Genomic DNA, 26,425 nt, shown 5'->3' with positions numbered 1-26,425 from the left:
GGGTGAGTCCACCATGAATTCCTCCGAGCGCCGCCCCGCCACCGGTGGGCTGGTGTGGTTCGACGAGCCGGCGCCGGCCCGCACCACCGAACAGCTCAGCCGTGAGCGCATCGTCTCCGCCGCCATCGAGCTGGCCGATGAGCAGGTGACCGGCGAGATCACCATGCGAGCACTCGCCACCCGGCTGGGCGTGCGCAGCCCCATGGCGCTCTACCGCTATGTCGGCAGCAAGGACGGCCTGGTCGATCTGATGACCGACCAGGTCTACGGGCAGATCACCGTGCCCCGTGGCGAGGGCTGGCGGCAGGCGCTGCGCGGACTGGGCCGCACCGGCTGGGACGCGGTGCAGCGCCACCTCTGGTTCGCCCGGCTCGCCTTCAGCCGTCCCCCCATGGGGCCCAACGCCCTCCACCTCTATGACAGCGCGCTGGCCGAACTGGAACCGCTCGGTCTGGACGCGGCCACCCGCATGGGGTTCATCAGGACCGTGCTCGGCCATGTGCTGAGCTCCGGGCTTGCCCTGCTGGAGGAACAGACCATGCGGGCGCGGGCCGGATTCCGCTCCGACAGCGACCTGGAGGCCGCCGCGGCCCCCTACCTGGAACGCATCGCGGCCGAGGGCAAGCACCCGCACTTCATCAGCTGGGCCGGTGACCCCCGGCGCCATGCCCCGGAACCCCAGTCCTTCGAGCAGGTCCTGGAATGGCTCCTGGACGGGCTGGCCACCCTGCTGCCGCCGGAGAACTCCGGGCATACACCCACTGGTTGATCACGCCGCCGGCTCCGCCAGTCCCGGGTGCCGTTCCCGCCAGCGGGCGTACGTCCCCGTGACGGCGCCCAGATAGCCCTGGGCGACCTGGCGCAGGATGGTTTCGCCGTGCGGGGCCAGGGGCCCGTCCTGGGGCCAGGCCAGCAGGTGGCGGTACCAGAGCGGGTTGCCGGTCAGGGGACGGACGATGACGCCGGGGACCTCGATAAAGGTGGCCTGGCAGAGGGTGACGGCCAGGCCGGCCCGGATCAGTTCGACCAGCTGGCGGCCCTCCGCCTCATAGGGCATCCGTGGCTGGCGGCCCATCAGGGCGAAGACGGTGGACCAGTACTCACGGGTGCGGTCGCCGTCCGGCCGGGGCACCGCCCAGTCCTCGCCGGTCAGGGCGCTCAGCCGGACGCTCTCCCGGGCGGCCAGCGGATGACCGGCGGGAAGCAGGGCGAAGACCGGCTCGGTGACCAGGGGGCGCAGCAGCACCCCGGCGGGTGCGGTGAGTTCCCGGCCGGGGTGGTCGCCGACCACGGCCGCCTCCAGCCGGCCTGCGGCCAGGTCGTCCAGCAGCGGGCCGGGGGCGTACCGGCAGCGGGCCGTCACCCGGGCGCCGGGCAGCGAGCGGCGTACCGCCAGCACCAGCTCGGCGAGCAGCGGCGCGCCCACCGAGCCCAGCCGCAGCTCCTCGGGGGCGTGGCGCCGGGCGAGGCGGGCGGTGTCGGCCAGCAGGGCGTCCACTCCGGGGAGGATGGCCCTGGCCCGGGTGAGCACCAGTTCGCCGAAGGCGGTGGGTATGGCTCCGGTGCGGCCCCGGTCGAAGATGGCCCCGCCCAACCGGTTCTCGATCCGGCGCAGTTGGGCGCTGAGCCCCGGCTGGGTCATCCGCAGCGCGGCCGCGGCCCGGGTGATGCTCCCGGCGTCCGCGATCGCACAGATCACCCTCAGATGCCGTAGCTCAAGGTCCATGCGCGGATGCTCCTATGCGGAATGCCCCAGGTGATTCATGGGGAGGCGGTACGGGTCACCAGGGTCAGGGCGCCCGGCACTTCCGGGAAATGGCAGGCGACCTGTCTGCCACCGTCATCGGCCCGCAGGACCGGCGCCTCGGTGCGGCAGCGCTGCTGGGCCTTGGGGCAGCGGGGGTGGAAGGTGCAGCCGGGCGGTGGTGCGGCCGGGCTGGGCGGGTCGCCGAGCAGAGTGATCCGTTTACGGGTCCGCTCGGCGGCGGGGTCGGGCAGGGGTACGGCGGAGAGCAGAGCGCTGGTGTAGGGGTGGGCCGGGGCCGTATAGACCAGTTCCTTGGGTCCGATCTCCACGATCCGCCCCAGGTACATCACCGCCACCCGGGCACACACCCGTTTCACCACCGACAGATCGTGGGCGATAAAGAGATAGGCCAGCCCCAGCTCCCGCTGCAGCCGCTCCATCAGATTGACGATCTGGGCCTGGACCGAGACATCCAGCGCCGAGACCGGTTCATCGGCGATCACCAGGCGGGGGCCGGTGGCCAGGGCGCGGGCGATGCCGATGCGCTGGGCCTGGCCGCCGGAGAACTCATGCGGATAGCGGTCCAGATGTTCGGGGATCAGCCCGACCAGTTCCATCAGCTCCGCCGCCCGTTTGCGTGCCTCGGCCGCCGGACTGCCCTGGACCAGCAGGGGATCGGCGATGATCCGGGCCACCGTCTGGCGGGGGTTGAGCGAGGAGTGCGGGTCCTGGAAGACCATCTGCAACCGGCGGCGCAGCGGCTTGAGTTCGCGCTGCCGCAGATGGCTGATGTCCCGGCCCTCATAGCTGACCGTCCCGCCGGTGGGTTCCAGCAGCCGGACGATCAGCCGTCCGGTGGTGGACTTGCCGCAGCCCGACTCGCCCACCAGGCCCAGGGTTTCGCCCTCGGCCAGGTCGAAGCCGATCCCGTCCACCGCCTTCACCGGTCCGCGGCGGGTGCGGAAGGTCATGCTCAGATCGCGTACCGAGAGCAGGGGTGCGGCGGTCATCGGACGCCTCCGGTGGTGTGCAGGGAGAGATGGCAGGCGACCAAATGCCGCTGCGATGCGGCCAGTTCCGGTCGTACCGTGCCGCAATGGCTCCGTTCCGGTTCAGAAGCGGCGGCCGCCACCGCGCAGCGGGGCGCGAAGGCGCAGCCCGGGGCGGGGGTGAGCAGTGAGGGCGGGCTGCCCGGGATGGCGGGCAGCGGCTGGTCGTCGGTGGCATCCAGGCGGGGCAGGGAGTCCAGCAGGCCGCGGGTGTAGGGGTGGGCCGGGGCGGCGAACAGGTCGTCCACCGGGGCGCGTTCGGCCGCCCGTCCCCCGTACATCACCAGCACCTCATGGGCCACTCTGGCCACCACGCCCAGATCATGGGTGATCAGCAGTACGGCCAGGCCGCGGTCCTGCTGGATGCGGGCGATCAGTTCCAGGATCTGGGCCTGGACGGTGACATCCAGGGCGGTGGTGGGCTCATCGGCGATCAGCAGCTCGGGTTCGCAGGCCAGGGCCATGGCGATCATCACCCGCTGCCGCATACCGCCGGAGAACTGGTGCGGGTACTCCCGCGCCCGGCGGGCGGGTTCCGGGATGCCGACCTCGGCCAGCATCTCCACCGCCCTGCTACGGGCCGCCTTCCGGCCGGAGTTGAAGTGGACCCGGTGGTGTTCGGCGATCTGCTCCCCCACCGTGTAGTAGGGGTGCAGGCTGGACAGCGGATCCTGGAAGATCATCGCCATCCGGCGGCCGCGCAGCCGGGCCAGTTCCGCCTCCGGCAGCCCGACCAGTTCCCGGCCGTCCAGCCGGATGGAGCCGGTCACCCGGGCCGAGGTGTGCAGGCCCATCACGGCCATCGAGGTCACGGTCTTGCCGGAGCCCGATTCGCCCACGATGCCCAGGGTCCGCCCGCGTTCCACCGAGAAGGCCAGCGAGTCCACGGCCCGTACCTCGCCACCCCGGGTGGTGAAGTCCACCGTCAAGTCGCTCACCGACAGCAGGGGTTGGGACATCAGTACCTCACTCGCGGGTCGATGACCGCATAGAGCAGATCGACGACCAGGTTGGCGATGACGATAAAGGCGGCGGCGAGCAGGGTGACGCCCATGATGACCGGCTGGTCCCCGCCGGCCAGCGCGCCATAGAACAGCCGCCCGATGCCGGGGAGTCCAAAGATCGACTCGGTGATCACCGCCCCGGCCAGCAGCCCGCCCAGGTCCATCCCGAAGATGGTGAGAATGGGCGTCATCCCGGCGCGCAGGCCGTGTTTGACCACCACGGTGCGGCGCGGCAGTCCCTTGGCGCGGGCAGTGCGGATATACGGCTCCGCCATGGTCTCGATCATTGAACTGCGGCTCTGCCGCGCGTACATGGCCGCATAGAGGATGGCCAGCGCGGTCCAGGGCAGCAGCAGATTGGACGCCCAGTGCAGCGGATCACGGCTGAGGGCGACATACTCGGGGTAGGGCAGCAGCCCGGCGGTGCGGATCAGCCCGTAGATCAGCATCATCGAGGTGAAGTAGACCGGCAGCGAGGCCGCGGCCACCGCGCCGACCATCAGCACCCGGTCGGTGAGGGTGTCCTTGCGCAGGGCCGCCACCACCCCGGCGGTCAGGCCCAGCAGCAGCCAGAGCACGGCGGCGCCCAGGGCCAGCGAGGCGGACACCGGGAGGCGGTCCATCAGCAGGTTCCAGACCGGCTCACTGTTGTCATAGGAGTAGCCGAGGCAGGGGAAGTGGCAGTGCAGGGTGTACTGGCCGCTGCCCATGGTGCGGCCGGTGAAGATGCCGGTGACAAAGTCGCCGAACTGCCGCCATAGCGGCTGGTCCAGGCCCATATGGGCGCGGATCGCGGCCAGCCGTTCGGCGCTGCAGGACTTGCCGCAGGCCGCGGCCGCCGGGTCGGAGGGCAGGACATAGAAGATGGTGAAGGTGACGGCGGCGATGGCGATCAGCACCCCGATCACGCCCAGCAGCCGGCGTCCGATGTAGAGGATCACTGGCGGCCGCTCCTCGGGTCCAGTACGTCCCGCAGCGCGTCTCCCAGCAGGGTGAAGGCGAGCACGGTGAGGAAGAGGCAACTGCTGGGGATGACGAAGTACATGGGGTCGGTGTCATAGAAGGACACGCTCTCGGCGATCATCTGGCCCCAGGAGGGGGTGGGCGGCCGGACGCCCACGCCCAGATAGCTCAGGGCGGCCTCGGTGGCGATCATGCCGGGAATGACCAGGGTGGTGTAGGCGATCACCGGTCCGGAGACGCCGGGGAGGATGTCCCGGGTGAGGATCCGCCAGGGTCCGGAGCCGCCGACCCGGGCGGCGTCCACATATTCACGGTGTTTGAGGGAGAGCGTCTGGCCGCGCACGATCCGGGCCACCCCGGGCCAGCCGAACAGCCCGATCACCGCGGTCATCAGCAGGATCCGGTTGACGTCCTTGGCCACCGACATCATCGCGATCATAAAGATCAGCGAGGGGAAGGACATGGTGAGGTCCATCAGCCGGGAGAGCACCGCATCGACGCGGCCGCCGAAGTAACCGGCCGCGATCCCGGCCGCGGTGCCGGCGATCACCACCATGGCGGTGGCGGTGAGCGCGATCAGCAGCGAGACCTGCGCACCATGCACGGTACGGGCGAACAGATCGCGCCCGGTGACCGGTTCCACGCCCAGCCAGTGCTCGGCGGAGATCCCGCCGAGCGGGCCGACCGGCTGGCCGCCGAGATAGGGGTCCACGGCCGACTTGTCGAACTCATCGGGCCCCCAGCCGCTCAGCCGGGTGAGCAGCGGAGCGCCGGCGGCCATCACGGCGAAGAGCGCGACGACGACCAGGGAGAGGCGGACGGAGGCACGGCGGCCCAGTTCCCGGCGGGCGAGCCGCCAGGGGCTCGCACCGACGGTCGCGGCGGCCAGGGCGGGTTGGTGGACGGACATGGGGTGCCGCCTCTCAGTCCCGGGCCTTGGACGGGTCCTTGAGACCCACCGAGGCATAGTCCAGCTGGCCGCCGAAGGAGGTCTGGCCATAGGCCCCGGCGATATTGGTGCCCAGCACCAGCGGCCAGCGCCGGACCAGCACCGGTACGGCCGGAGCCTTGGCCAGGATCTGGCCGTCCAGTTCCTGCCAGGCCGCATTGGCCTGCTTGGCGTCGGTCATGGCGGCGATCTCGTCCATTCGCTTCATGACCGCCTGGTCACGGAAGAGCGAGTGGTTGCCGGAGTTGCCCTTCTCCTTGATGTAGCGGCCGTCGAAGACAAAGGGCAGGAAGGTCGATCCGGAGGGGTAATCGGGGCACCAGCCCGTATAGACCATGTCGGTACGGTTCTTGGTGTCACCGATGGTGGCGTAGAAGGCCGAGGGATCGACGGTCTCGATGGTGACCTTGATGCCGGCCTTGGCCAGGGACTCCTGGATGGCCTCGGCGCGGCCCTTGTCGCCCACCGAAACGGTCATCCTGGTGCTGAACCCGTCCGGTTTTCCCGCCTCCTTGAGCAGTTCCTTGGCCTTGGCCACATCGCCACCGGCCGGGATCTTCAGGGTGTCCGGCTGTTTGCCGCCGAAGAGGGTGGCCGGCATATAGGCGGTGGACAGGTCGTTGAAGGCGGGACCGCCGGAGGCGGTGAGGATGGTGTCCCGGTCCAGCGCGTACTGCACCGCCTGGCGCACCTTGACCTGGTCGAAGGGGGCACGCCCGGTGTGCATCTGCACCATGTCGGTGCAGTTGGTGGACTCCGAGAGCATCCGCCCCCGGACCTCCGCCTTGGGCAGCACCTTGGCGGCGCTCTCCGGCCGCAGCGCGTACCAGGGGACGGCGGAGGCGTCGGCGCCCTGGGCGGCGATCATCCGGTCGTCGATCTCATTGGGCTTCAGGCCCATCAGCACCACCAGCTTGTCCGGATACGCCTTGCGGACCTGATCGGTCTTGGCGTCCCAGTGCTCATTGCGGACCAGCACCAGCTTCTTTCCCCGGGCATAGGACTCGATCCGGTAAGGCCCGGAGGAGAACGGCCGGTTGTCGTACCGCGGTCCCTTGTCCTGGGACTTGGGCACCGGAGCGAAGGTCGGCATCACGGTGGCATTGGGGAACTCGGCGAAGGGCTTGCGGAGTTCGAAGACGATGGTGTGGTCGTCCGGGGTCTTGATGGAGTCCAGGTGCTTGCCCTGGGCGGGGCCCTGGTAGCCCTCGGCGCCGGCCAGATAGCGGGCCGCGTAATCGGCACCGCCCGGCAGATCCGGGGAGAAGGACCGCTCCACGTTGTACTTGATGTCCTGGGCGGTGACCGGCGTCCCGTCCTCGTACTTCACCCCCTCCTTGAGATGGAAGGTCCAGGTCCTGGCGCCATTGGCGGGGGTGCCCAGATCGGTGGCCAGGTCGGGGACGAGCCTGCCGCCCTCGGCCCCCGGTCCGGCCTGGTAGGTCACCAGGGTGCGGTAGAGCAGCCGGGTGCCGAAGTCCATATCGCTCATCACCCAGTTGCGGGCGGGGTCGAGATGGGTGAAGTCCTGGCCGGACAGCACGGTGAGGGTGCCGCCCCGCTGTGGCGTGCCGCCGATCACCGCACCCGCCCCGGCGCCGGCCGGGCCATGGCCGCCGCTCCTGGACTTCTGGGCCGAGCAGCCGGCCGTACCTAGGGCGAGGGCGGCCACCACCACGGTGGCCAGGGCGGTACAGGTGCGCTTGTTCATCAGCGGTCACTCCATGAACAGTTGGGCAGCAGCCTGTGGTGCATGGCTGGAATGTGACCCGTAACATAGTAATGTGAAATTTCACTGACAAGACGTCGGTCGCTCCGTTACCCACCTGTGTCCCAGGAGGCGTTCCATGGCAGAGCCCGCAACTCCCCGACCGAACACCGGAAGTCATGACCTCCCGGTCTCGGCAGAACTGGCCGCCTTTATGGCCGCCGACTGGGCCGCGACCCCGCTGCCCGAGGACATCCGGCTGCCCGCCGCCGACTTCACCGCCGCCCGGTGTGCCCGGCTCTCCGCCCGCTTCCCCGGCGAGCGACTGCTGATCCCCGCCGGGGAGTTGCGGGTTCGCTCCAACGACTGCGACCACCGCTTCCGGCCGCACAGCGCCTATGCCTGGCTGACCGGACTGACCGGCGAGGACCAGGCGGGCCATGTGCTGGTCCTGGAGCCCGACGGTCCGCATCGCCACCAGCCGGTGCTCCATATCCGGCCCCGGTCGCCGCGCCAGGGCGAGGAGTTCTACCGTGACCGCCGCTATGGCGAGTTCTGGGTGGGACGCCGCCCCGACCTGGCCGAGACCACCCGGATGACCGGCCTCGACTGCGCTCCCCTGACCGGGCCCGACCGGCTGCCGCCCGGGCGCAATGCCGCCCATGACCCCGAACTCGCCTCGGTGCTCAGCGAGTTGCGCCTGGTCAAGGACGCCTGGGAGATCGAGCAGCTGCAACTGGCGGTGGACCACACCACTGCGGGCTTCCAGGACGTGGTACGCGCCCTGCCGCATGCCCTGGCCCACCCGCGCGGGGAGCGCTGGATCGAGGGAGTCTTCGCGCTGCGCGCCCGCGCCGAGGGCAATGGCACCGGCTATGAGACCATCGCCGCCTCCGGCGCCCATGCCTGTGCGCTGCACTGGATACGCAACGACGGCCGCCTCGACCCGGACCAACTCCTGCTGCTGGACGCCGGGGTGGAGACCGACAGCCTCTACACCGCCGACATCACCCGCACCCTGCCGCTGTCCGGACGCTTCTCACCGGTCCAGCGGCAGGTCTATGAACTGGTGCTGGCCGCCCAGGAAGCGGGCATGGCCGCGCTCAAACCGGGCGCGAGCTTCCGGGACTTCCACCGGGCCGGGATGCGGGTGATCGCCGAGGGCCTGGCCGAGTGGGGCGTGCTGAAGAGCCCCGAGGGCGATCTGCACCGCCGCTACACCCTGTGCAGCAGCGGGCACATGCTCGGCCTGGACGTCCATGACTGCGCCCAGGCCCGCGCGGACGCCTACTTGGACGGGGTATTGGCGGAGGGCCAGGTGCTCACCGTGGAGCCAGGGCTCTACCTCCAGCCCGACGACCTGACGCTGCCCGCGGAACTGCGCGGCATCGGGGTGCGGATCGAGGACGACCTGGTGATCACCGCGGATGGCGCACGACTGCTGTCCGGGGCGCTGCCACGCACGCCGGACGCGGTGGAGGAGTGGATGGGCGGTCTGCTGGAGCGGCTTGGCGGGTGACGGCCTTGGCGGGCGGGGGCCTTGGGGTGAAGATCTTTGCAGGTGAAGACCTTGGCAGGGCCAGTGCCATGTGAAATATTACTGGCGTGTCCACCACAGACTCCTCGGACGTGATCGTCATAGGGGCGGGCGTGGTCGGGGCGGCCTGTGCCTACTACGCCGCCCGCCATGGCCTGTCCGTCACCGTGCTCGACCGTGGTGCCGTCGCGGGCGGCACCACCGGGGCGGGCGAGGGCAATCTGCTGGTCTCCGACAAGGAACCCGGCCCCGAGCTGGAACTCGCCCTGATCTCCCTGGCGTTGTGGCGGGAGCTGAGCGAAGCGCTTCCGCCGGAGATCGAGTACGAGCCCAAGGGCGGCCTGGTGGTCGCCTCCGCTCCCGAAGGGCTGCCCGCCCTGCGGAAGCTGGCGGCCGGGCAGCGGGCGGCGGGTGTCAAGGCGGAGGAGATTCCGCCGGAGCGGCTGCCCGGACTGGAGCCGCATCTGGCCCCCGGCCTGGCCGGTGGCGTCCACTATCCCCAGGACGCCCAGGTCCAGCCCGCCCTGGCGGCCGCCCATCTGCTGCGCGCCTCCGGCGCCCGACTGCGCCTGGGCGAGGAGGTCACCGGCTTCCTCAAGGGCGCCAGTGGTGAACTCAAGGGCGTACGCACCAGTAAGGGCGCCCTGCACGCTCCCTATGTGGTGAACGCGGCCGGCGCCTGGGGCGGCGAACTGGCCCGGCTGGCGGGCGCCACCCTGCCGCTGCTTCCCCGCCGGGGCTTTGTCCTGGTGACCGAGCCGCTTCCCCAACTGGTGCGGCACAAGGTGTACTCGGCGGAATATGTGGCCGATGTGGCCAGCGGTTCCGCCGAGTTGCAGACCTCCGCCGTGGTGGAGGGCACCCCGGCCGGACCGGTACTGATCGGCGCCAGCCGGGAGCAGGTGGGCTTCGACCGCAGCCTCTCCACGGCGGCCCTGCGTCGGCTGGCCGCTCAGGCCGTCGCCCTCTTCCCGGTGCTGGCCCGGGTACGGGCGATGCGGACCTATGCCGGGTTCCGCCCCTATCTGCCCGACCACCTGCCCGCCATCGGCCATGACCCCACCGTCCCCGGGCTGCTGCATGCCTGCGGGCACGAGGGAGCGGGGATAGGCCTGGCTCCGGCCACGGGGCTGGTCATCGCCCGGTTGGTGACGGGTGACAAACCGCCCCTGGACCCGGGGCCGTTCGGCCCTGGGCGCTTCGCCGGGGCGTCCGGCACGTCCGGGACGTCCGGTCGTGCTTCGACACCCCGCTGACCCGGGACCCACCCGAATGATCCGTCCGAAGTCCGCCGCGCCGCCGACGCCCGCGAGCGCTCCCCCGTTTGCCGGGACCGCCCCGCCGCCATGGACGCTTCCGCACTCCATCCCCCTTCCACCGCTCCGAGAGGAGGCCGCAGTGGCCCGTAATCCCATCGAACTGGCCGGGGCCCGGCCCGGTCCGCCGTTTGAGATCACGTTCGACGGCCGTACCGTCACCGCCCTGCCCGGCCAGTCGGTGGCCGCCGCTCTCTGGGCGGCGGGCATCCTCGCCTGGCGCACCACCCGCCGGGGCGGACGGCCGCGCGGAGCCTTCTGCGGCATCGGACAGTGCTACGACTGCCTGGCCACCGTCAATGGACGGCCCAACCGGCGGGCCTGCCTGGTCCCGGCCCGTCCCGGCGATGCCGTCACCACCCAGCAGGGAGACGGTCATGAGCGCTGAACCCTATGACCTGGCGGTGATCGGTGCAGGGGCGGCCGGTCTGGCGGGCGCCGTCCATGCGGCCGGGCAGGGACTGAGCGTGGCGCTGCTGGATGACGCCGCGCAGGCCGGCGGGCAGTTCTTCCGGCATCCGGCACCGGCCCTGAAGGCCGGCCGGCCGCAGGCGCTGCACCATCACTGGTCCGCCTTCCGGGAGTTGCGCTCCCGTCTGGCGGCCAGTGCGGTGGACCATCTGACCGGCCACCATGTGTGGACAGTCACCAGGGACGGCGATCTGCCATGGGCGGTGCATGCCCTCACCGGAGCCGACGGCGAGGAGCAGCGCCCGGTGTGTATCCGCGCCCGCGCCCTGCTGCTGGCCACCGGCGCCTATGAGCGCCAACTGCCCTTTCCCGGCTGGACGCTGCCCGGAGTGGTGAGCGCCGGGGGTGTTCAGGCGATGCTCAAGTCCGGCCTGGTGCTGCCCGGCCGGCGGATCGTGGTGGCGGGCAGCGGGCCGCTGCTGCTGGCGGCGGCCTCCTCGCTGGCCACCGCCGGGGCCCGGGTGCCACTGGTGGCGGAGGCCGCCGGGTATCTGGGCTATGCCCGGCACCCGGGGGCGCTGGCGGCCAACCCCGGCAAACTGGCCGAAGGGGCGCTGCACGCAAAGGTGTTGGCCCGCCACCGGGTGCGGCTGAGCACCCGTAGCGCGGTCACCGAGGTGCATGGCACCGACCGGGTGGAGGCGGTCACCGTGCGGCGGCTGGACCGCGACTGGCGTCCCCTGCCGGGCACTGGCCGCCGGATCGCCTGCGACGCCCTGGCCGTGGGTCATGGGCTGGTCCCGCGGATCGAACTGGCCACCGCGCTGGGCTGTGCGACCCGGCAGGCACCGGACGGCACCTCGGTGCTGGTACTGGACGACCGGCAGCAGACCTCGGTCCCCGGCCTGTGGGCCGCGGGCGAGACCGGCGGCATCGGCGGCTGGCAACTGGCCGCGGTGGAAGGGGAACTGGCCGCCCTGGCGGTGGCACACCGGCTGAGCGGACGCCCGGCCCCCGCACGCGTCCGCGAACTGCGCCGCCGCCGGGACCGGATGCGCCGCTTCGCCGAGGCCATGGGCGCCGCCCACCGCCCCGGCCCCGGCTGGACGCACTGGCTCCAGGACGGCACCGAGGTGTGCCGTTGCGAGGAGGTGACCGCGGGGAGCATCCGGGAGGCGGTCGCCGAACTGGGGGCCCGGGACGCCCGTACGGTCAAGCTGCTCACCCGGGCCGGGATGGGCTGGTGCCAGGGGCGGATGTGCGGCGCGGCGGTGGCCTGCCTGGCGGCGGGCGGCGGGGGTGCGGCGGCCTCGGAGGAGCGGCGGCCATTCGCGGTTCCGGTGCCGCTGGGCACTCTGGCCGCTCTTGACGAGCCCAACTGACCTTGCCCCTAAGCCGCTTGTGGGCACTCGGCTCTTGTGGGGCACTGCGCCCATCAATAAAATGTCACACGATATAGAAGGGTCAATGGCATGCCCGAGATCACCTGGACCGCCGACCGCCCCTGGCGGGGAATCATGGTGGCCACCGCGCTCCCGCTGCGCGAGGACCTCTCCATCGACTACGACGCCTATGCCGGACACGTCCGCCGGCTGATCGACTCCGGCTGTGACGGGGTGGTGCCCAACGGTTCGCTGGGCGAGTACCAGACCCTTACCGCCGAGGAACGCGCCCGGGTGGTGCGTACCGCCGCGGAAGCGGCGGGCGATCCGGCCAGGGTGATGCCCGGGGTCGCCGCCTATGGCAGCGCCGAAGCCCGCCACTGGGCCGAGCAGGCGGCCGAGCTGGGCTGTGGCTCGGTGCTGCTGCTGCCGCCCAACGCCTACCGCGCCGACCGCCGGGCCGTCCTTGCCCACTACGCCGAGGCCGCCAAGGCCGGGCTGCCGGTGGTGGCCTACAACAACCCCATCGACACCAAGACCGACCTCACCCCCGAACTGCTCGCCCGGCTGCATGGCGAGGGCTCCATCGTGGCCGTCAAGGAGTTCAGCGGCGATGTGCGCCGCGCCTATGAACTGGCCGAACTCGCCCCGGAGCTGGACCTGTTGATCGGCGCGGACGACGTCCTGCTGGAGCTGGCGCTCGCCGGCGCGGTCGGCTGGGTGGCCGGCTACCCCAACGCCTTCCCGGCCAGCTGCGCCGAGCTCTACCGTGCCGCCGTCGCCAAGGACCTGCACACCGCCCTCCCGCTCTACCAGTCGCTGCACCCGCTGCTGCGCTGGGACTCCAAGACCGAGTTCGTACAGGCCATCAAGCTGTCCATGGACCTCGCCGACCGCCATGGCGGACCCACCCGGCCGCCGCGCTTCCCCCTGACCGGCGAGGCCGAGGCCCAGGTAAGGGCCGCCACCGAGAAGGCGATAGCCGCCGGCCACCACTGACCAACCCCCGCTCCCCGACCGCCGACCGCCGACCCGTGAAAGGGACGCCCGTTGCGCACCCGTCATGTCTTCCATGCCGTCGATTCCCACACCGAGGGCATGCCCACCCGTGTCATCACCGGCGGGGTGGGGGTGATCCCCGGCGCCACCATGGCCGAACGTCGGCTGCACTTCATCGAGCACCTGGACCATCTGCGCACCCTGCTGATGTACGAGCCGCGCGGCCATGCCTCGATGAGCGGCGCCATCCTCCAGCCGCCGACCCGGCCGGACGCCGACTACGGGGTGCTCTATATCGAGGTCTCCGGCCTGCTGCCGATGTGCGGCCACGGCACCATCGGGGTGGCCACCGTGCTGGTGGAGACGGGAATGGTGCCGGTGGTCGAGCCGGTCACCACGGTGCGGCTGGACACCCCCGCCGGGCTGGTATCGGCCGAGGTACGGGTGGTGGACGGCGCGGCCAAGGCCGTCACCTTCACCAATGTCCCCGCCTTCAGCATGGGCCTGGACCGCAAGGTGACGGTGCCCGGACATGGCACGGTCACCTATGACCTGGCCTTCGGCGGCAACTTCTACGCCTTTGTCGAACTGGACGCCCTCGGCCTGCCCTTCGACCGGGCCCGGCGGGATGACCTGCTGGCCGCCGGGCTGGCCATCATGGACGCGGTCAACGCCTCCCCGGACCGGCCCGTCCACCCGGAAAGACCGGAGATCAACGGTCTTAAACATGTCTACCTCGCCGCCCCCGGCTCCAACGCCCGCCGCTCCCGGCATGCCATGGCCATCCACCCCGGCTGGTTCGACCGCTCGCCCTGTGGCACCGGCACCTCGGCGAGGATGGCCCAGCTCCACGCCCGCGGTGAACTGCCGCTGGAACAGGACTTCATCAATGAGTCCTTCCTGGGCACCGAGTTCACCGGACGGCTGACCGGACGGACGGAGATCGGCGGCATCCCCGCCGTGGTCCCCGCCATCACCGGCCGCGCCTGGATCACCGGCACCGCCCAGTACTTCCTCGACCCGGACGACCCCTTCCCCGGAGGCTTCCTCCTGTGACCGCCGCCCCACTGCTTCTGTCGCACAACCCGGCCGACCCCTCCGATGTACTGGTACGGCGGCCGCTGCCCGGTGCCGCGGCCGCCACCGAGGCCGTGGACCGGGCCCGGACCGCCCAGCCCGGCTGGCTGGCCGGCGGAGCGGCCGCGCGCTCGGCCGCCCTGGCCGCCCTGGCCGCCGCCATCGAGGCGGCGGCCGGTGAACTGGCCGGTCTGGTCGTACGCGAGGTGGGCAAACCGCTCACCGAGGCCCGGGCCGAAGTGGCCCGCACGGTGGCCATCTGGCGCTACTACGCCCAGGCCCCCTATGAGCCCACCGGCGCCGTTCATGAACCGGCCGGCGGGCCCGGTCTGTTGCTCACCCGGCGACGCCCCCATGGTGTAGCCGGACTCATCACCCCCTGGAACTTCCCCTTCGCCATTCCCAGTTGGAAGGCGGCCCCGGCCCTGGCGGCCGGGAACACCGTCGTCCTCAAACCCGCTCCGGAGGCCACCGCCTGCGCCCTGCGCCTGGCCGAGCTGGCCCAAGGTGCCCTCCCGGACGGGGTGTTCACCGTGGTGCCGGGCGGCCCTGCCGAGGGCGAGGCCATCACCGCAGCCGCCGATGTCCTCTCCTTCACCGGCTCCACCGGCGTCGGAAGGTCGGTGGTCCAGGCCGCCACCGCCCGGGGGGTGCCGGTCCAGGCCGAGATGGGCGGACTCAATGCCGCCATCGTGCTGCCCGACGCCGACATCGGCCGGGCCGCCACCGAGATCGCCGCCGCCATCGCCGGATACGCCGGGCAGAAGTGCACGGCCACCAGCAGGGTGATCGCGGTCGGTGCGGCCCTCGACCCGCTGCGCGAGGCCCTGACCGAGGCCCTGCGCGCCCTCCCGGTAGGCGACCCGGCCCAGCCGGCCACCGTATGCGGTCCGCTGATCAGCGAGCAGGCCCGCGACCGGGTCACCCGGGCCTTCGAAGGGCTCTCCCTGCTGACCGGCGGCAACTCCCCCGCCGGACCCGGCTGGTACACCGCCCCCGTCCTGGCCGAGAAGGTGCCTCCCGGCCACCGCCTGCTGCGCGAGGAGGTATTCGGCCCCCTGGCCGTCCTGCTGCCCGCTGACGGCCTGGACCAGGCGGTGCGCATCACCAACTCGGTGCCCTATGGCCTGGTGACCTCGGTGCACACCGGCGACCTCGACACCGCGCTCCACGGCCTGGACCAACTGGACACCGGCCTGATCCGCGTCAACGCCCCGTCCACCGGCGTGGATTTCCATCTGCCCTTCGGCGGGGCCAAAGCCTCCGGCCACGGTCCCCGCGAACAGGGCCGCGCGGCGCTGGAGTTCTACACCGCAGGCAGGACCTACACATTGGTACCGACCAAAGCAACGTGACATTGTACGCTGGGGGTCCGCTCGGTCACCGGAAGGAATGTCATGGGGCACCTGAGTGCGCGGAACCTCATCACCACCAGGGAACGGCTGCGCGACCAGGTCGCCCATGCCCTGCGCGCCGCGCTGATCTCCGGTGAACTCCGCCCGGGCCAGGTCTACTCGGCCCCGGTGCTCGCCGACGACTTCGGCATCTCCGCCACCCCCGTGCGGGAGGCGATGCTCGATCTCGCCCGTGAGGGTCTGGTCGAGCCGGTCCGCAACAAGGGTTTCCGGGTCACCGAGGTCAATGAGCGCGACCTCGACCAGTACACCGAGATCCGCACCCTGATCGAGGTGCCCATGGTCGGCCGGGTCACCAGGACCGCCTCCCGGGAGGACCTGGAGGCCCTGCGCCCGGTCGCCGAGGAGATCGTGCGAGCCGCACGGGAACACGACCTCATCGGCTACCTGGAGGCCGACCGGCAGTTCCATCTCACCCTGCTGGCTCTCTCGGGCAATGAGCGCCTGGTGGAGACGGTCAGCGACCTGCGCAAGCGCTCCCGGCTCTATGGGCTGACGGCGCTGGACGAGCGCGGCGAACTCATCCCCTCCGCCGAGGAGCACCTGGAACTGCTCGACCTGATGCTCGCCGGCGACGCCAAGGGGGCCGAGAAGTGCATGGCCCGCCACCTCGGCCATGTCCGCTCCCTCTGGGCGAGGGGCGGCGGTACGAGCGGGGCCGGGGCGGGCGCGGAACAGTCTGCCCAGCGCCCCAAGCGCCAACTGGGCCCAGTGCGCTGACAATTGGCCCACCTTGGCGGTCGGCCGCCAATGTGAAAGTGACTTATGAACCCCGCGTACGCAATCACTGACCATCTCTTCACCGTCCCGCTGGACCATTTCTCCTCCTCCCCTGCCGCATTGGCTTCGGCTCCGTCCGGCGGCGCCGCCACCATCCAGGTGTTCGCCCGGGAAGTGGCCGACCCGGCCCGGGCCGGCGAGGAACTTCCCTGGCTGCTGTATCTGCAGGGCGGGCCCGGTGGTAAGTCGCCCCGTCCCTCCGCCGGTTCGCCCGGCTGGCTGGACCATGCCCTGAAGACCCACCGGGTGCTTCTGCTCGACCAGCGCGGCACCGGCCGCTCCACACCGGTTACCGCCCGCTCCGCCGCGCGCTTCTCCTCCGCCGCCCAACTAGCCGCCTATCTCTCCCACTTCCGCGCCGACTCGATCGTCGCCGACGCCGAACTGATCCGCCGCGAGCTCTGCGGCGGGCAGCCGTGGGAGACGCTTGGCCAGAGTTATGGCGGCTTCCTTACGCTGACCTATCTCTCCCAGGCGCCCGAAGGGCTGCGGGCCTGCTATGTCGCGGGCGGCCTGCCCGGTCTGACCGCGACCGCCGACGAGGTCTATGCCCATACCTATCCCCGGGTCCGGGACCGGGTCCTGGAGCACTATGACCGCTATCCCGGAGACGCTCCCCTGCTTCGCCGGATAGCCGACCTGCTGGCGGCCACCGAAGTCCGGCTGCCGAACGGTGACCGGCTGACCCCGCGCCGACTGCGCACCCTGGGGCTGGCGCTCGGCATGGGCGATGGCTTTGAGCGCGTCCACTGGCTGCTTGATGAAGCCCTGGATGCACGAGGGGAGTTGACCGACTCCTTCCTCCACCAGGTGATGGGACTGACCGGCTTTGTGGACAACCCGCTTTACGCGGTGCTGCAGGAGTCCATATACGCCCAGGGCACGGCACACACCGGCTGGGCCGCCGACCGGGCCCTGGCCGGACACCCCGCCTTCGCCGAGGACGCCGAACCGCTGCTGTTCACCGGCGAGATGATCTATCCCTGGATGTTCGAGGAGATCAGCGGCCTGCGTCCCTTCGCCGGTGCGGCCGGGCTGCTGGCCCAACGGGCCGACTGGCCACCGCTGTACGACCCCCGGCGGCTGGCCGCCAATTCGGTGCCGCTGGCGGCGATCGTCTACCACGACGACATATACGTGGACGCCGGGCTCTCGCTGGATACCGCCCGGAGGGTCGGATCCGCCAAGGTCTGGGTCACCAATGAATGGGAGCATGACGGGATCAGCGCATCCGGCGCCCGGGTGCTCTCCCGGCTGATGGACCTGGCCGCCGGGCGGGCCTGACCGGCGCCCGGACCCCCGGCCGCCGGCCCAGCCGGGGCCGGCGCCCGGAGATTCGGCGCCGCGCCACCGCGAATGCGGGCCGGCTGTGGCATAGCTCTCGTTGAGCGGGTGCTGGAGGGCGGTGATGTCCGCAGGCGTCTCGTACATGTCTCCGAGTGTGCGGGCTGAATCCGCCAACTCGGCCTTCCGCCAAGGGAGATCAGTCGGTCGAGTGAGCGAGTTATCCACAACCGGTGAACTCTCCACAGATCTGGCCGGGCCAGGCCACGATGTCAGCGGTTCGGCGCAGAATGGGGGCATGACTGAGAGCAACGGATCCCCGGGGGCCGGCGCGTCCCTGCCCGACTGGGAGAAGCGCTTCCGGGCGCCGCGTGTGGGCCTGCCCGGCTGGGCGGAGTACGCGCCGGACCGGTCGCTGTTCACCTCCAACGCCACCGGCACCTTCGAGATCTACGCCTGGGACCGGTCCACCGGGCAGCAGCGGCAGGTGACCGACCGGCCCAACGGCACCACCGGCGGGGTGCTGTCACCGGACGGCGAGTGGATCTGGTGGTTCTCGGACACCGATGGCGACGAGTTCGGCAGCTGGATGCGCCAGCCCTTCCACGGCGGTCCGGACGAACCGGCCACACCCGGCCTGGAGCCCGCCTACCCGGCCGGGCTGGCCCTGGGCCGGGACGGCACCGCGGTCATCGGCAGCTCCACCGACAAGGGCGGCTCGACGGTCCATGTGATGCGCCCGGGCGCGGCTCCGGTGGAGATCTACCGGCATGAGCAGTCGGCCGGCGTCGGTGACCTCTCGCACGATGCCACCCTGATCGCCATCGAGCACACCGAGCACGGCGACGCCATGCACTCGGCGATCCGCGTGGTGCGCATGGACGGCAGCACCGTCGCCGAGCTGGACGACACCCGGGGCGCCACCGAGGAGCTGGGGCTGTCGGTGATGGGCTTCGCTCCGGTGGACGGCGACAGCCGGCTGCTGGTGGGGCACCAGCGGCGGGGGCGCTGGGAGCCGATGCTGTGGGACGCGCTGACCGGCGAGGAGACCCCGCTCCCCATCGACCTGCCCGGCGACCTGGACGCCGACTGGTACCCGGATGGCTCGGCCCTGCTGATCGAGCACAGCTTCCGGGCCCGCAGCGAGCTGTGGCGCTATGAACTGGCGGACGGCTCCCTGACCCGGCTGGACACCCCGCCCGGCACGGTCTCGGGAGCTCTGCCCCGGCCCGACGGGACGGTGGAATACCTCTGGTCCTCGGCTGCCAAGCCGCCGGTCATCCGGTCCACGGCCGGGCACATAGTGCTGGACCCGCCGGCCGGGCCGGACGGTATAGGCCAGGCCCCGGACTCCGTCCCGGTCGAGGACGTCTGGGTGGAAGGCCCGGGCGGCAAGGTGCACGCCCTGGTGCAGAAGCCGGCGGGGGAGGGCCCGTTCCCCACCGTCTTCGACATCCACGGCGGCCCCACCTGGCATGACAGCGATGCCTTCGCCGCCGACCCCGCCGCCTGGGTGGACCATGGCTTCGCAGTCGTCCGGGTCAACTACCGCGGATCCACCGGATACGGCCGGGCCTGGACGGACGCCCTCAAGCACCGGGTGGGCCTGATCGAGCTGGAGGACATCGCGGCGGTCCGCGAGTGGGCCATATCCTCCGGTCTGGCCGACCCCCGGCGGCTGGTCCTGGCCGGAGGTTCCTGGGGCGGCTATCTGACGCTGCTGGGCGTGGGCACCCAGCCGGATTCCTGGGCGCTGGGCCTGGCCGCGGTCCCGGTCGCCGACTATGTGACGGCCTACCACGACGAGATGGAGGCGCTGAAGGCCCTGGACCGCACGCTGCTGGGCGGCACTCCCGAGGAGGTGCCGGAGCGGTTCGCCGCCTCCTCGCCGCTGACCTATGTGGACCAGGTCCGGGCGCCGGTCTATATCTCGGCGGGGATGAACGACCCGCGCTGTCCCATCCGGCAGATCGAGAACTATGTGCGGCGCCTGGAGGAGCGCGGCCACCCGCACGAGGTCTACCGCTATGACGCGGGCCACGGTTCGCTGGTGGTGGAGGAGCGGATCAAGCAGCTCCGGCTGGAGATCGCGTTCGCCGAGCGTCATCTGGGCCGTCCGGATCGTCCGGACCAGGATCGTTCCGGTCTTCCGACTGGTCGGGGGTGATGCCCAGGGCCAGATCGCGGGCGGCCTCGGCCTCCCGGCGGAAGAGGCGGAACCACATAAAGACAACAAAGCCCGCGAAGACAAACCACTCGCCGGTGTAGCCGAGGTTCTGGAAGGCCTTGAGATCCAGGCCGGTGTTGGGCGCCGCGGCCGGAGGCACCGGGGTCATCGCTCCAGCGGCCTTCGGCTCGGTGATCCAGGCGTCATACACCTGGTAGGGCACCAGGTTGACCAGCGAGGCGGCGCTGATCACCCCGAGCTGGCCCTTGGGCAGGCCCCCGGAGGCGCCAACGCCCTGGGAGGTCGCGCTCTCGGAGGCCTGGAGGGCGCCGGACACGGTGACCCGCCCGGCCGGCGGGGCGGGCACCTTGGCGGTGTCTGCCTTGGAGCCCGCGTCACCCGGCAGCCAGCCGCGTACCACCGGCAGCGCCTTGCCGCCGTCGGTGCGCAGCAGGGTCAGCACATAGAAGCCCTTGCGGCCGCCCAGGTCGCGGTTGGGCACCAGCAGCTGGTGATCGGTGTCATAGCTGCCGGTCGCCGATGCCTGATGGCCCGAGGTCTCGGTGGTCACCGGGAGCAGGTCGCCCAGCGGCCGGGCTTTGGCGGTGCGCGCCGTGTCGGCCTGGATGCGCTGCTCCCGGTGCGAATCCACGCGCGTCTCGAAGCGGCCCAGCTGCCAGCTGCCCATGAACAGACAGAAGGGGATGGCCACCAGTGCGAAGACGTTGATCCCCCACCAGCGGGGAGTCAGCAGGAACCGATACACACCTCAACGGTACGGGCCCGCGCCAGTGCGACGGCACCGGCCCCCGGCGCGCTAGGCAGGCCGGTAGGGCTAGGCGGACGGCGGGACGGCGAGGGCGCCGGTGCGGTAGACCGTCCCGGTGCAGGCATCCGGGATCCGGGCCTGTGCCGCCACCGGCTCGCCGGCGTCGGGGGTGTGGCTGACCACCAGGTTGGCCACGGGCTTGGGCGGGGCGGTCTGCGGGGTGTCCGGCCCGGTGGCCGGCGTCGGCTGGACGACGGCCGGAGAGGGGCTGCCCGTGGGCGCGGGGGTGGCGCCGTCGGTGCCGGCGCAGCTGTTCTGTCCGCTTCCGGTGGTGGCGGGCACCCAGGCGAACTTGACCTCATAGGCCTGTCCGGGCTTCAGCAGCACCTGGTTGTCGCCGCTGGGGTCGGGCAGCCCGGTGGCGGGGTCGCCGGGGGTGTGGTCGAGGACGGTGACCTTGGTGTCCTTGACGCCGCCCTCGGTGTGGGCGGAGACCAGTCCGGGCCCGGCCACGGTGCAGGTGGCCTGGGAGACGTTGACCACGCGGAAGGCGCCGTAGACCCGGCCCGCCTTGTCCGCGGGGCCGACCGTTCCGGTGCCGTCGCCGAGCTGGCCCCGGACACAGACCGGGGCCACCGCCTCCAGGCTGGCGCGGGGATCGACGCCGGGGGTGCCGGCCGGAGTGGCCCGGCCGGTGCCGCGGTCCTTGCGTGGGTCGCCCTTGCGAGTTCCATCGCGGGAGGCGTCCTGGCCGGTGGCGCCCGGCACCGGACCGGCCGCCGGTCCGGTGTTGCCCTGCGGCTGCCCCTGCTCGGCGGCGCCGGACTGCTGATGGGTGGTGGCCGCGCTGGCCGAACGGCTGTCGGCGGTGTGGTCGGCCACGTCCGCCACCCGCAGCAGGGCGGGCAGCGCCGCGCCGACCAGCACCGCGGCCGCCACCGCGCCGCCCATGGCCTGGCGGCGGCGGGCCCGGCGGGCAGGTACGGCACGGCGCAGCCGCTCCAGGGCGTCCTCGGCGGGTTCGATCCCTTCGACCGCGTCGTGCAGCAGTCGGCGCAGCGCCTCCTCCCGGGAGTCGGGGCCGGCCTCACCAACCGCGCCGGGCGCGCCGGGCGCGCTGGATGAGCCGGGTACGCCGGGCACGCTGTCGCGGGTGCGTTCGGGAGAGCGTTCGCGGGCTCGTTCGCGGCGGGAGTTCAGGTCAATGGGTTCGCCGGGCTGGTGCGCCCCAAGGGCCTTCGGAGTTCCGCAGGGCTCGTCAGACCGGTAGGGCTCATTGGCGTCCTGCTGGTCGTGCGAGTCATACGGATCGTGCGCGTTGTGCGAGTCGTGCGCCTTGTGTCGGCGGTCGTGCGGGCCGTTGAGGCCGTTCCGGCCGTCGGGGCGGGGCGGGCCGTCGGGGGTGTTCGGCCCATCGTGGCCATCATGGCCATTGGGACTGTTGGGACCGTTGGGGCCGTTGGGGCCGTGCTGCCCGTGCTGGTCTCGGTGGTTCATGCCGGGGCCTCCATCGCGATGCGCAGCGCCGCTATGCCCCGCGAGCCATATGCCTTGACCGAGCCGATCGACAGCCCCAGTACCTCCGCCACCTGCGCCTCGGTCATATCGGCGAAGTAGCGCAGGACCAGCACCTCGCGCTGGCGGCGCTGCAGCCCGCGCATCGCCTTGATCAATTGGTCGCGCTCCAGCTGTTCATAGGCCCCCTCCTCCGCGCTCGCCATGTCGGGCATCGGCTTGGACAGCAGCTTCAGTCCGAGGATGCGGCGGCGCAGTGCGGAGCGGGACAGGTTGACCACGGTCTGCCGCAGATAGGCCAGGGTCTTCTCCGGGTCACGGACCCGGTTCCGCGCGGAGTGCACCCGGATGAAAGCTTCCTGCACCACGTCCTCGCAGGAGGCGGTGTCATCCAGGAGCAGCGCGGCCAGCCCGAGCAGCGACCGGTAGTGGGCTCGGTAGGTCTCGGTGAGGTGATCGACTGTGGTACCCGCGGCCATCGCCTGGTCAGCGTCCCCTTGTTGGGGGGACGCCTGGGCGGGGATACGGGCCGAGGCCGGCGCGGACCAGGGAGCGATCACCGGCATGCCGCCCGCCGCACGGGCCCGCCGGGCGTATGGGGGCGCCGCCACGGCGCCACGGCCCGGGGCTGTCGCGATGCTGATGACCTCTGCTGCCACGCCTGTTGGACACCCGTCCCCCCGTCAGGGTTGTACGCGGGCGCCATGGCCGACGTCGCGAGGCGTCGCGGCGGGTCACCTGCCCTCATGCGTATCAGCTCTTCCCTCATGCCCCAACCCCCGGACTTCACCGCCCTGTTGAGACGGAGAACGGCGAAGTCGCCGTTCTCCTCGGCCGGATGCCGGGGGCGGGGAACGCATCCTCGAACACGCCGTGTGCGCCGCTCAAGGAGCTTGGACCAACGCCTTGATCACAGAACCTTCACACGTCCCCCAAGTATTGCCGAGGGGCTCGGCCCGGCGCCATGGATTCGCCGGGCCGAGCAATGGCCGGGCAGGCCGCGGTCCACGGACCGGGACAGCCGGGCCGGAGGCCCGGGGCCCGGTGGCGTCAGCGGCCGGTGCCTCCATAGACGACCGCCTCGTCGTTCTCGCTGTCCAGGCCGAAGGCCGTGTGCACGGCACGAACCGCCTCATTGACGTCGTCGGCGCGGGTGACCACCGAGATGCGGATCTCCGAGGTGGAGATCAGCTCGATGTTGACGCCCGCGTTGGACAGCGCCTCGAAGAACATCGCGGTGACGCCCGGGTTGGTCTTCATTCCGGCGCCGACCAGCGAGATCTTGGCGATCTGGTCGTCGTAGCGCAGGGTGTCGAAGCCGACCCGGGAGCGGGTCTTCTCCAGCGCCTCGATCGCCTTGCGGCCCTCGGTCTTGGGCAGGGTGAAGGAGATGTCGGTCAGTCCGGTGGCCGCGGCGGAGACGTTCTGCACCACCATGTCGATGTTGATCTCGGCGTCCGCGATCGCCCGGAAGATCGTCGCGGCCTCGCCCGGCTTGTCCGGCACCCCGACGACCGTGACCTTCGCCTCGGAGGTGTCATGTGCGACACCCGAGATGATCGCCTGCTCCATCGGCTCGCTCCCTTGAGGCTCGTTGCTGACCCAGGTGCCCTTGAGCCCCGAGAAGGAGGACCGCACATGGATCGGGATGTTGTAACGGCGTGCGTACTCGACACAGCGGTGCAGCAGCACCTTGGAGCCGGAGCTGGCCAGCTCCAGCATGTCCTCGAACGAGATCCAGTCGATCTTGCGGGCCTTCTTCACCACCCGGGGGTCGGCGGTGAAGACGCCATCGACGTCCGTGTAGATCTCGCAGACCTCGGCGTCCAGCGCGGCCGCCAGGGCGACGGCGGTGGTGTCACTGCCGCCCCGGCCCAGCGTGGTGATGTCCTTGCTGTCCTGGGACACACCCTGGAAGCCGGCCACGATCGCGATATTGCCCGCGTCCACGGACTGCTGGATACGGCCCGGCGTGACGTCGATGATCCGCGCTTTGTTGTGGACCGAGTCGGTGATCACTCCGGCCTGGCTGCCGGTGAACGACTGCGCCTCGTGACCGAGGTTTTTGATCGCCATCGCCAGCAGCGCCATGGAGATACGCTCTCCGGCGGTCAGCAGCATGTCGAACTCGCGCCCCGCAGGCATCGGAGATACCTGCTCGGCGAGGTCGATCAACTCATCCGTCGTGTCACCCATCGCGGAAACCACGACGACCACCTGATGGCCGTTCTTCTTGGCTTCCACGATTCGCTTGGCGACCCGCTTGATGCCCTCGGCATCGGCAACGGAGGAGCCTCCGTACTTCTGCACGACAAGGCCCACGTGCGCTCCTCGCAGCTTTTGTGTATTGCGGACGATTCAGAGTCTATCGATGGGCGCGATTGGGGCCTTGGGGCTCCGCATCCTGAGATGAGTCCTGAGACGCTTCCTGAAATGCGAATGCGTTCCGAGACGCGTCGCGGGATGCGGCGCGGGGTGCTCACGAGACGCGCCGCGGCGCACGTCCCGAAGGTGCGCCGTCCGGCACCCGGCCGGAAGACGGCAAGCGGCGGCCGGCCGGACAGGACGGCTCAGACCGAGCGCAGCCCCTTGGCAACGCCGATCTCCGCCGCCATCACCTCACCCGCCTCCTCGGCCAGCTGCTCCTCGGTGCCCACGGCATCGGTGTCCAGCCCGTCCAGCTCGACCAGCGGCTGGTCCAGCCGTACATGGGCGACCAGCGACTGGAGCGCGCGCAGGGCGGCGGAGGCGGTGGGCCCCCAGTTGGACAGATAGGAGAACTGCCACCACCACAGGGCCTCGCTGACCCGGCCGTCCCGGTAGTGGGCCATGCCGTGCCGCAGGTCGGTGATGATGTCGGCGAGGTCGTCGGAGATCCGGCAGGCGACGGGCGCGGTGCGCGGTACATACGGGTCGAAGACCTCGGAGTAGACGTCCACCGGGTCCAGCAGCCGGGCGAACCGCTCGCGCAGCTCGTCCACATCCGGCTCGGGGCCGACGTCCGGTTCGTACCGCTCGTCCGGTACGAAGTCCTCGTGCGCGCCCAGCCGGCCGCCGGTCAGCAGCAGCTGGGAGATCTCCAGCAGCAGGAAGGGCACGGCGCTGTCCGGCTCGTCGCCTCGGGACACCTCGGCGACGGCCACGATAAAGCTCTCGATCGAGTCCGCGATGGAGACGGCGAAATCGTCGGGATCGCGCTTGGCGTCATGGAGCGTTGCGTCAGACATCGAGAAGTCGTCTCCCTTCGAAGGCACGTCCGAGCGTGACCTCGTCGGCGTATTCCAAGTCTCCGCCCACTGGCAGCCCGCTCGCCAGCCTGGTGACCTTCAGCCCCATGGGCTTCACCATCCGTGCCAGGTAGGTGGCCGTGGCCTCGCCCTCCAGGTTGGGGTCGGTGGCCAGGATCAGCTCGGTGACCGAACCGTCCGCGAGGCGTGCCAGCAGCTCACGGATCCGCAGGTCGTCCGGGCCCACGCCCTCGATGGGGCTGATGGCCCCGCCGAGGACGTGGTAGCGGCCCCGGAACTCGCGGGTCCGCTCGATCGCCACCACGTCCTTGGGCTCCTCCACCACACAGATGACGGCCGGGTCGCGGCGCGGGTCCTGACAGACCCGGCACCGCTCCTCCTGGGCCACATTGCCGCACAGGGCACAGAACCGGACCTTTGCCTTGACCTCGGTCAGGGCGTGCGCGAGCCGGCGGACGTCGGCCGGCTCGGCCTGGAGGATATGGAACGCGATCCGCTGGGCGCTCTTGGGACCGACGCCGGGCAGCCTGCCCAGTTCATCGATCAGATCCTGGACCACGCCTTCATACACGGATCGGGTTCTCCTGGTTCTTCCTGTGTCTTCGGTTGTCCGGCCGTCGGCTTCGGCCGGGCTGCGGCGACAAGGCCGCGATGAAGCCGCGGTGAGGCCGCGGTGGCTAGAAGGGCAGACCGGGGATGCCGCCGCCGAGGCCCTGGGCCAGCGGGCCCAGCTTCTGCTGCTGGAGCTGCTGGGCGGAGGCGTTGGCGTCCCGCACAGCGGCCAGGATCAGGTCGGCCAGGGTCTCGGTGTCCTCGGGGTCCACCGCCTTGGGGTCGATCACCAGGGCCTGGAGCTCACCGGCACCGCTGACGGTGGCCTTCACCAGGCCGCCGCCGGCCGAACCCTCGACGGGCGTGCGCGCCAGCTCCTCCTGAGCCGCGGCGAGATCCTGCTGCATCTTCTGGGCCTGCTGAAGCAGCTGCTGCATATTGGGCTGGCCACCACCGGGAATCACGGGTTGCTCCTGTGCTGTCGCGACAATGGGTCGGTAGTGCGAGCCTACGTGTTCACCGGGGGCGGTGCGCCATGCCGGGGAAAAGCTTC

At 71.1% G+C, this 26,425-nt stretch carries 24 protein-coding genes; 11 read left to right on the top strand and 13 right to left on the bottom strand.

All coding sequences use genetic code 11. The features are described from left to right. Positions 1 to 13: 13 nt before the first annotated feature. On the top strand, positions 14 to 769 hold the full coding sequence (locus CV755_RS24845; protein WP_109282501.1) for a TetR/AcrR family transcriptional regulator: 756 nt from the start codon (positions 14 to 16) through the stop codon (positions 767 to 769). On the opposite strand, the gene CV755_RS24840 is transcribed toward CV755_RS24845, so the two are convergent. Genes CV755_RS24840 through CV755_RS24815 form a run of 6 tightly spaced genes read right to left on the bottom strand, consistent with a single transcriptional unit; the run spans position 770 to position 7,423 of the window. Next, on the bottom strand, positions 770 to 1,726 hold the full coding sequence (locus tag CV755_RS24840) for a LysR family transcriptional regulator (protein ID WP_109282500.1): 957 nt from the start codon (positions 1,724 to 1,726) through the stop codon (positions 770 to 772). It lies immediately after the preceding gene. Between the two features lie 35 nt (positions 1,727 to 1,761). Then, entirely contained in the window at positions 1,762 to 2,757 is a 996-nt protein-coding gene (locus CV755_RS24835; RefSeq protein WP_109282499.1) for an ABC transporter ATP-binding protein, read from the bottom strand. After that, on the bottom strand, positions 2,754 to 3,755 hold the full coding sequence (locus tag CV755_RS24830; protein WP_109282498.1) for an ABC transporter ATP-binding protein: 1,002 nt from the start codon (positions 3,753 to 3,755) through the stop codon (positions 2,754 to 2,756). The genes CV755_RS24835 and CV755_RS24830 overlap by 4 nt, the downstream gene beginning before the upstream one ends. After that, entirely contained in the window at positions 3,755 to 4,741 is a 987-nt protein-coding gene (locus tag CV755_RS24825) for an ABC transporter permease (RefSeq protein ID WP_109282497.1), read from the bottom strand. Before CV755_RS24825 ends, CV755_RS24830 begins: the two co-directional genes overlap by 1 nt. Then, the gene (locus CV755_RS24820; protein WP_109282496.1) at positions 4,738 to 5,673 is read right to left on the bottom strand and encodes an ABC transporter permease; all 936 of its coding nucleotides are present in this window, start codon (positions 5,671 to 5,673) and stop codon (positions 4,738 to 4,740) included. Before CV755_RS24820 ends, CV755_RS24825 begins: the two co-directional genes overlap by 4 nt. 13 nt (positions 5,674 to 5,686) lie before the next feature. Continuing rightward, positions 5,687 to 7,423, bottom strand: coding sequence for an ABC transporter substrate-binding protein (locus CV755_RS24815; RefSeq protein WP_109282495.1), 1,737 nt, complete (start codon positions 7,421 to 7,423; stop codon positions 5,687 to 5,689). A gap of 136 nt (positions 7,424 to 7,559) precedes the next feature. On the opposite strand from CV755_RS24815, the gene CV755_RS24810 reads away from it, so the two are divergent. The 10 genes from CV755_RS24810 (at position 7,560) to CV755_RS24765 (ending at position 19,788) form a co-directional block, all read left to right on the top strand. After that, the gene (locus CV755_RS24810; RefSeq protein ID WP_109282494.1) at positions 7,560 to 8,939 is read left to right on the top strand and encodes an aminopeptidase P family protein; all 1,380 of its coding nucleotides are present in this window, start codon (positions 7,560 to 7,562) and stop codon (positions 8,937 to 8,939) included. Between the two features lie 86 nt (positions 8,940 to 9,025). Continuing rightward, entirely contained in the window at positions 9,026 to 10,213 is a 1,188-nt protein-coding gene (locus CV755_RS24805) for an NAD(P)/FAD-dependent oxidoreductase (RefSeq protein ID WP_109282493.1), read from the top strand. Between the two features lie 142 nt (positions 10,214 to 10,355). Beyond that, on the top strand, positions 10,356 to 10,661 hold the full coding sequence (locus CV755_RS24800) for a (2Fe-2S)-binding protein (RefSeq protein WP_109282492.1): 306 nt from the start codon (positions 10,356 to 10,358) through the stop codon (positions 10,659 to 10,661). Then, a complete protein-coding gene (locus CV755_RS24795) occupies positions 10,651 to 12,066 on the top strand; it encodes an FAD/NAD(P)-dependent oxidoreductase (RefSeq protein WP_241561382.1) in 1,416 nt (471 codons plus the stop codon). Before CV755_RS24800 ends, CV755_RS24795 begins: the two co-directional genes overlap by 11 nt. Positions 12,067 to 12,156: 90 nt before the next feature. Beyond that, complete coding sequence (locus tag CV755_RS24790) at positions 12,157 to 13,065, top strand: dihydrodipicolinate synthase family protein (RefSeq protein WP_109282490.1); 909 nt, start codon at positions 12,157 to 12,159, stop codon at positions 13,063 to 13,065. A 51-nt stretch (positions 13,066 to 13,116) separates the two neighbouring features. Further along, on the top strand, positions 13,117 to 14,121 hold the full coding sequence (locus CV755_RS24785) for a proline racemase family protein (RefSeq protein WP_109282489.1): 1,005 nt from the start codon (positions 13,117 to 13,119) through the stop codon (positions 14,119 to 14,121). Beyond that, on the top strand, positions 14,118 to 15,497 hold the full coding sequence (locus CV755_RS24780; RefSeq protein ID WP_109282488.1) for an aldehyde dehydrogenase family protein: 1,380 nt from the start codon (positions 14,118 to 14,120) through the stop codon (positions 15,495 to 15,497). Before CV755_RS24785 ends, CV755_RS24780 begins: the two co-directional genes overlap by 4 nt. Positions 15,498 to 15,539: 42 nt before the next feature. Continuing rightward, positions 15,540 to 16,277, top strand: coding sequence for a GntR family transcriptional regulator (locus CV755_RS24775; protein ID WP_109282487.1), 738 nt, complete (start codon positions 15,540 to 15,542; stop codon positions 16,275 to 16,277). A 45-nt stretch (positions 16,278 to 16,322) separates the two neighbouring features. Beyond that, positions 16,323 to 17,621: an alpha/beta fold hydrolase gene (locus tag CV755_RS24770; RefSeq protein ID WP_109282486.1), complete on the top strand. Its 1,299-nt coding sequence runs from the start codon at positions 16,323 to 16,325 to the stop codon at positions 17,619 to 17,621. Positions 17,622 to 17,919: 298 nt separating this feature from the next. Beyond that, entirely contained in the window at positions 17,920 to 19,788 is a 1,869-nt protein-coding gene (locus tag CV755_RS24765) for a S9 family peptidase (protein ID WP_109282485.1), read from the top strand. Here the strand turns inward: CV755_RS24765 and CV755_RS24760 are convergent. From CV755_RS24760 to CV755_RS24730, 7 genes are all read right to left on the bottom strand, one after another. Beyond that, positions 19,688 to 20,554 carry an SURF1 family protein gene (locus tag CV755_RS24760; RefSeq protein ID WP_109282484.1) on the bottom strand — a complete coding sequence of 289 codons (867 nt, stop codon included), beginning with the start codon at positions 20,552 to 20,554 and terminating at the stop codon, positions 19,688 to 19,690. The two genes, CV755_RS24765 and CV755_RS24760, sit on opposite strands and share 101 nt — an antisense overlap. 69 nt (positions 20,555 to 20,623) lie before the next feature. After that, entirely contained in the window at positions 20,624 to 22,054 is a 1,431-nt protein-coding gene (locus tag CV755_RS24755; RefSeq protein ID WP_109282483.1) for a hypothetical protein, read from the bottom strand. Beyond that, positions 22,051 to 22,638: a SigE family RNA polymerase sigma factor gene (locus CV755_RS24750; RefSeq protein ID WP_109282482.1), complete on the bottom strand. Its 588-nt coding sequence runs from the start codon at positions 22,636 to 22,638 to the stop codon at positions 22,051 to 22,053. Before CV755_RS24750 ends, CV755_RS24755 begins: the two co-directional genes overlap by 4 nt. 484 nt (positions 22,639 to 23,122) lie before the next feature. Beyond that, a complete protein-coding gene (locus CV755_RS24745; RefSeq protein ID WP_109282481.1) occupies positions 23,123 to 24,394 on the bottom strand; it encodes an aspartate kinase in 1,272 nt (423 codons plus the stop codon). A gap of 248 nt (positions 24,395 to 24,642) precedes the next feature. Then, the gene (locus tag CV755_RS24740) at positions 24,643 to 25,299 is read right to left on the bottom strand and encodes a DUF5063 domain-containing protein (RefSeq protein WP_109282480.1); all 657 of its coding nucleotides are present in this window, start codon (positions 25,297 to 25,299) and stop codon (positions 24,643 to 24,645) included. Continuing rightward, positions 25,292 to 25,891, bottom strand: coding sequence for a recombination mediator RecR (recR, locus tag CV755_RS24735; RefSeq protein ID WP_109282479.1), 600 nt, complete (start codon positions 25,889 to 25,891; stop codon positions 25,292 to 25,294). Before recR ends, CV755_RS24740 begins: the two co-directional genes overlap by 8 nt. Before the next feature lie 106 nt (positions 25,892 to 25,997). Then, a complete protein-coding gene (locus CV755_RS24730) occupies positions 25,998 to 26,336 on the bottom strand; it encodes a YbaB/EbfC family nucleoid-associated protein (protein WP_109282478.1) in 339 nt (112 codons plus the stop codon). Positions 26,337 to 26,425 lie beyond the last annotated feature (89 nt).

Source organism: Streptomyces orinoci, assembly GCF_003121295.1.
Taxonomy (GTDB): Bacteria; Actinomycetota; Actinomycetes; order Streptomycetales; family Streptomycetaceae; genus Streptomyces; species Streptomyces orinoci.
This window is presented reverse-complemented; position numbering and strand designations above follow the sequence as displayed.

Coding starts and splice junctions, on each gene's coding strand:
- CV755_RS24840 (WP_109282500.1), bottom strand. CDS start 1,726: ATGGACCTTGAGCTACGGCATCTGAGGGTGATCTGTGCGATCGCGGAC.
- CV755_RS24765 (WP_109282485.1), top strand. CDS start 17,920: ATGACTGAGAGCAACGGATCCCCGGGGGCCGGCGCGTCCCTGCCCGAC.
- CV755_RS24845 (WP_109282501.1), top strand. CDS start 14: ATGAATTCCTCCGAGCGCCGCCCCGCCACCGGTGGGCTGGTGTGGTTC.
- CV755_RS24820 (WP_109282496.1), bottom strand. CDS start 5,673: ATGTCCGTCCACCAACCCGCCCTGGCCGCCGCGACCGTCGGTGCGAGC.
- CV755_RS24815 (WP_109282495.1), bottom strand. CDS start 7,423: ATGAACAAGCGCACCTGTACCGCCCTGGCCACCGTGGTGGTGGCCGCC.
- CV755_RS24770 (WP_109282486.1), top strand. CDS start 16,323: ATGAACCCCGCGTACGCAATCACTGACCATCTCTTCACCGTCCCGCTG.
- CV755_RS24750 (WP_109282482.1), bottom strand. CDS start 22,638: ATGCCGGTGATCGCTCCCTGGTCCGCGCCGGCCTCGGCCCGTATCCCC.
- CV755_RS24835 (WP_109282499.1), bottom strand. CDS start 2,757: ATGACCGCCGCACCCCTGCTCTCGGTACGCGATCTGAGCATGACCTTC.
- CV755_RS24810 (WP_109282494.1), top strand. CDS start 7,560: ATGGCAGAGCCCGCAACTCCCCGACCGAACACCGGAAGTCATGACCTC.
- CV755_RS24755 (WP_109282483.1), bottom strand. CDS start 22,054: ATGAACCACCGAGACCAGCACGGGCAGCACGGCCCCAACGGCCCCAAC.
- CV755_RS24740 (WP_109282480.1), bottom strand. CDS start 25,299: ATGTCTGACGCAACGCTCCATGACGCCAAGCGCGATCCCGACGATTTC.
- CV755_RS24795 (WP_241561382.1), top strand. CDS start 10,651: ATGAGCGCTGAACCCTATGACCTGGCGGTGATCGGTGCAGGGGCGGCC.
- CV755_RS24830 (WP_109282498.1), bottom strand. CDS start 3,755: ATGTCCCAACCCCTGCTGTCGGTGAGCGACTTGACGGTGGACTTCACC.
- CV755_RS24775 (WP_109282487.1), top strand. CDS start 15,540: ATGGGGCACCTGAGTGCGCGGAACCTCATCACCACCAGGGAACGGCTG.
- CV755_RS24790 (WP_109282490.1), top strand. CDS start 12,157: ATGCCCGAGATCACCTGGACCGCCGACCGCCCCTGGCGGGGAATCATG.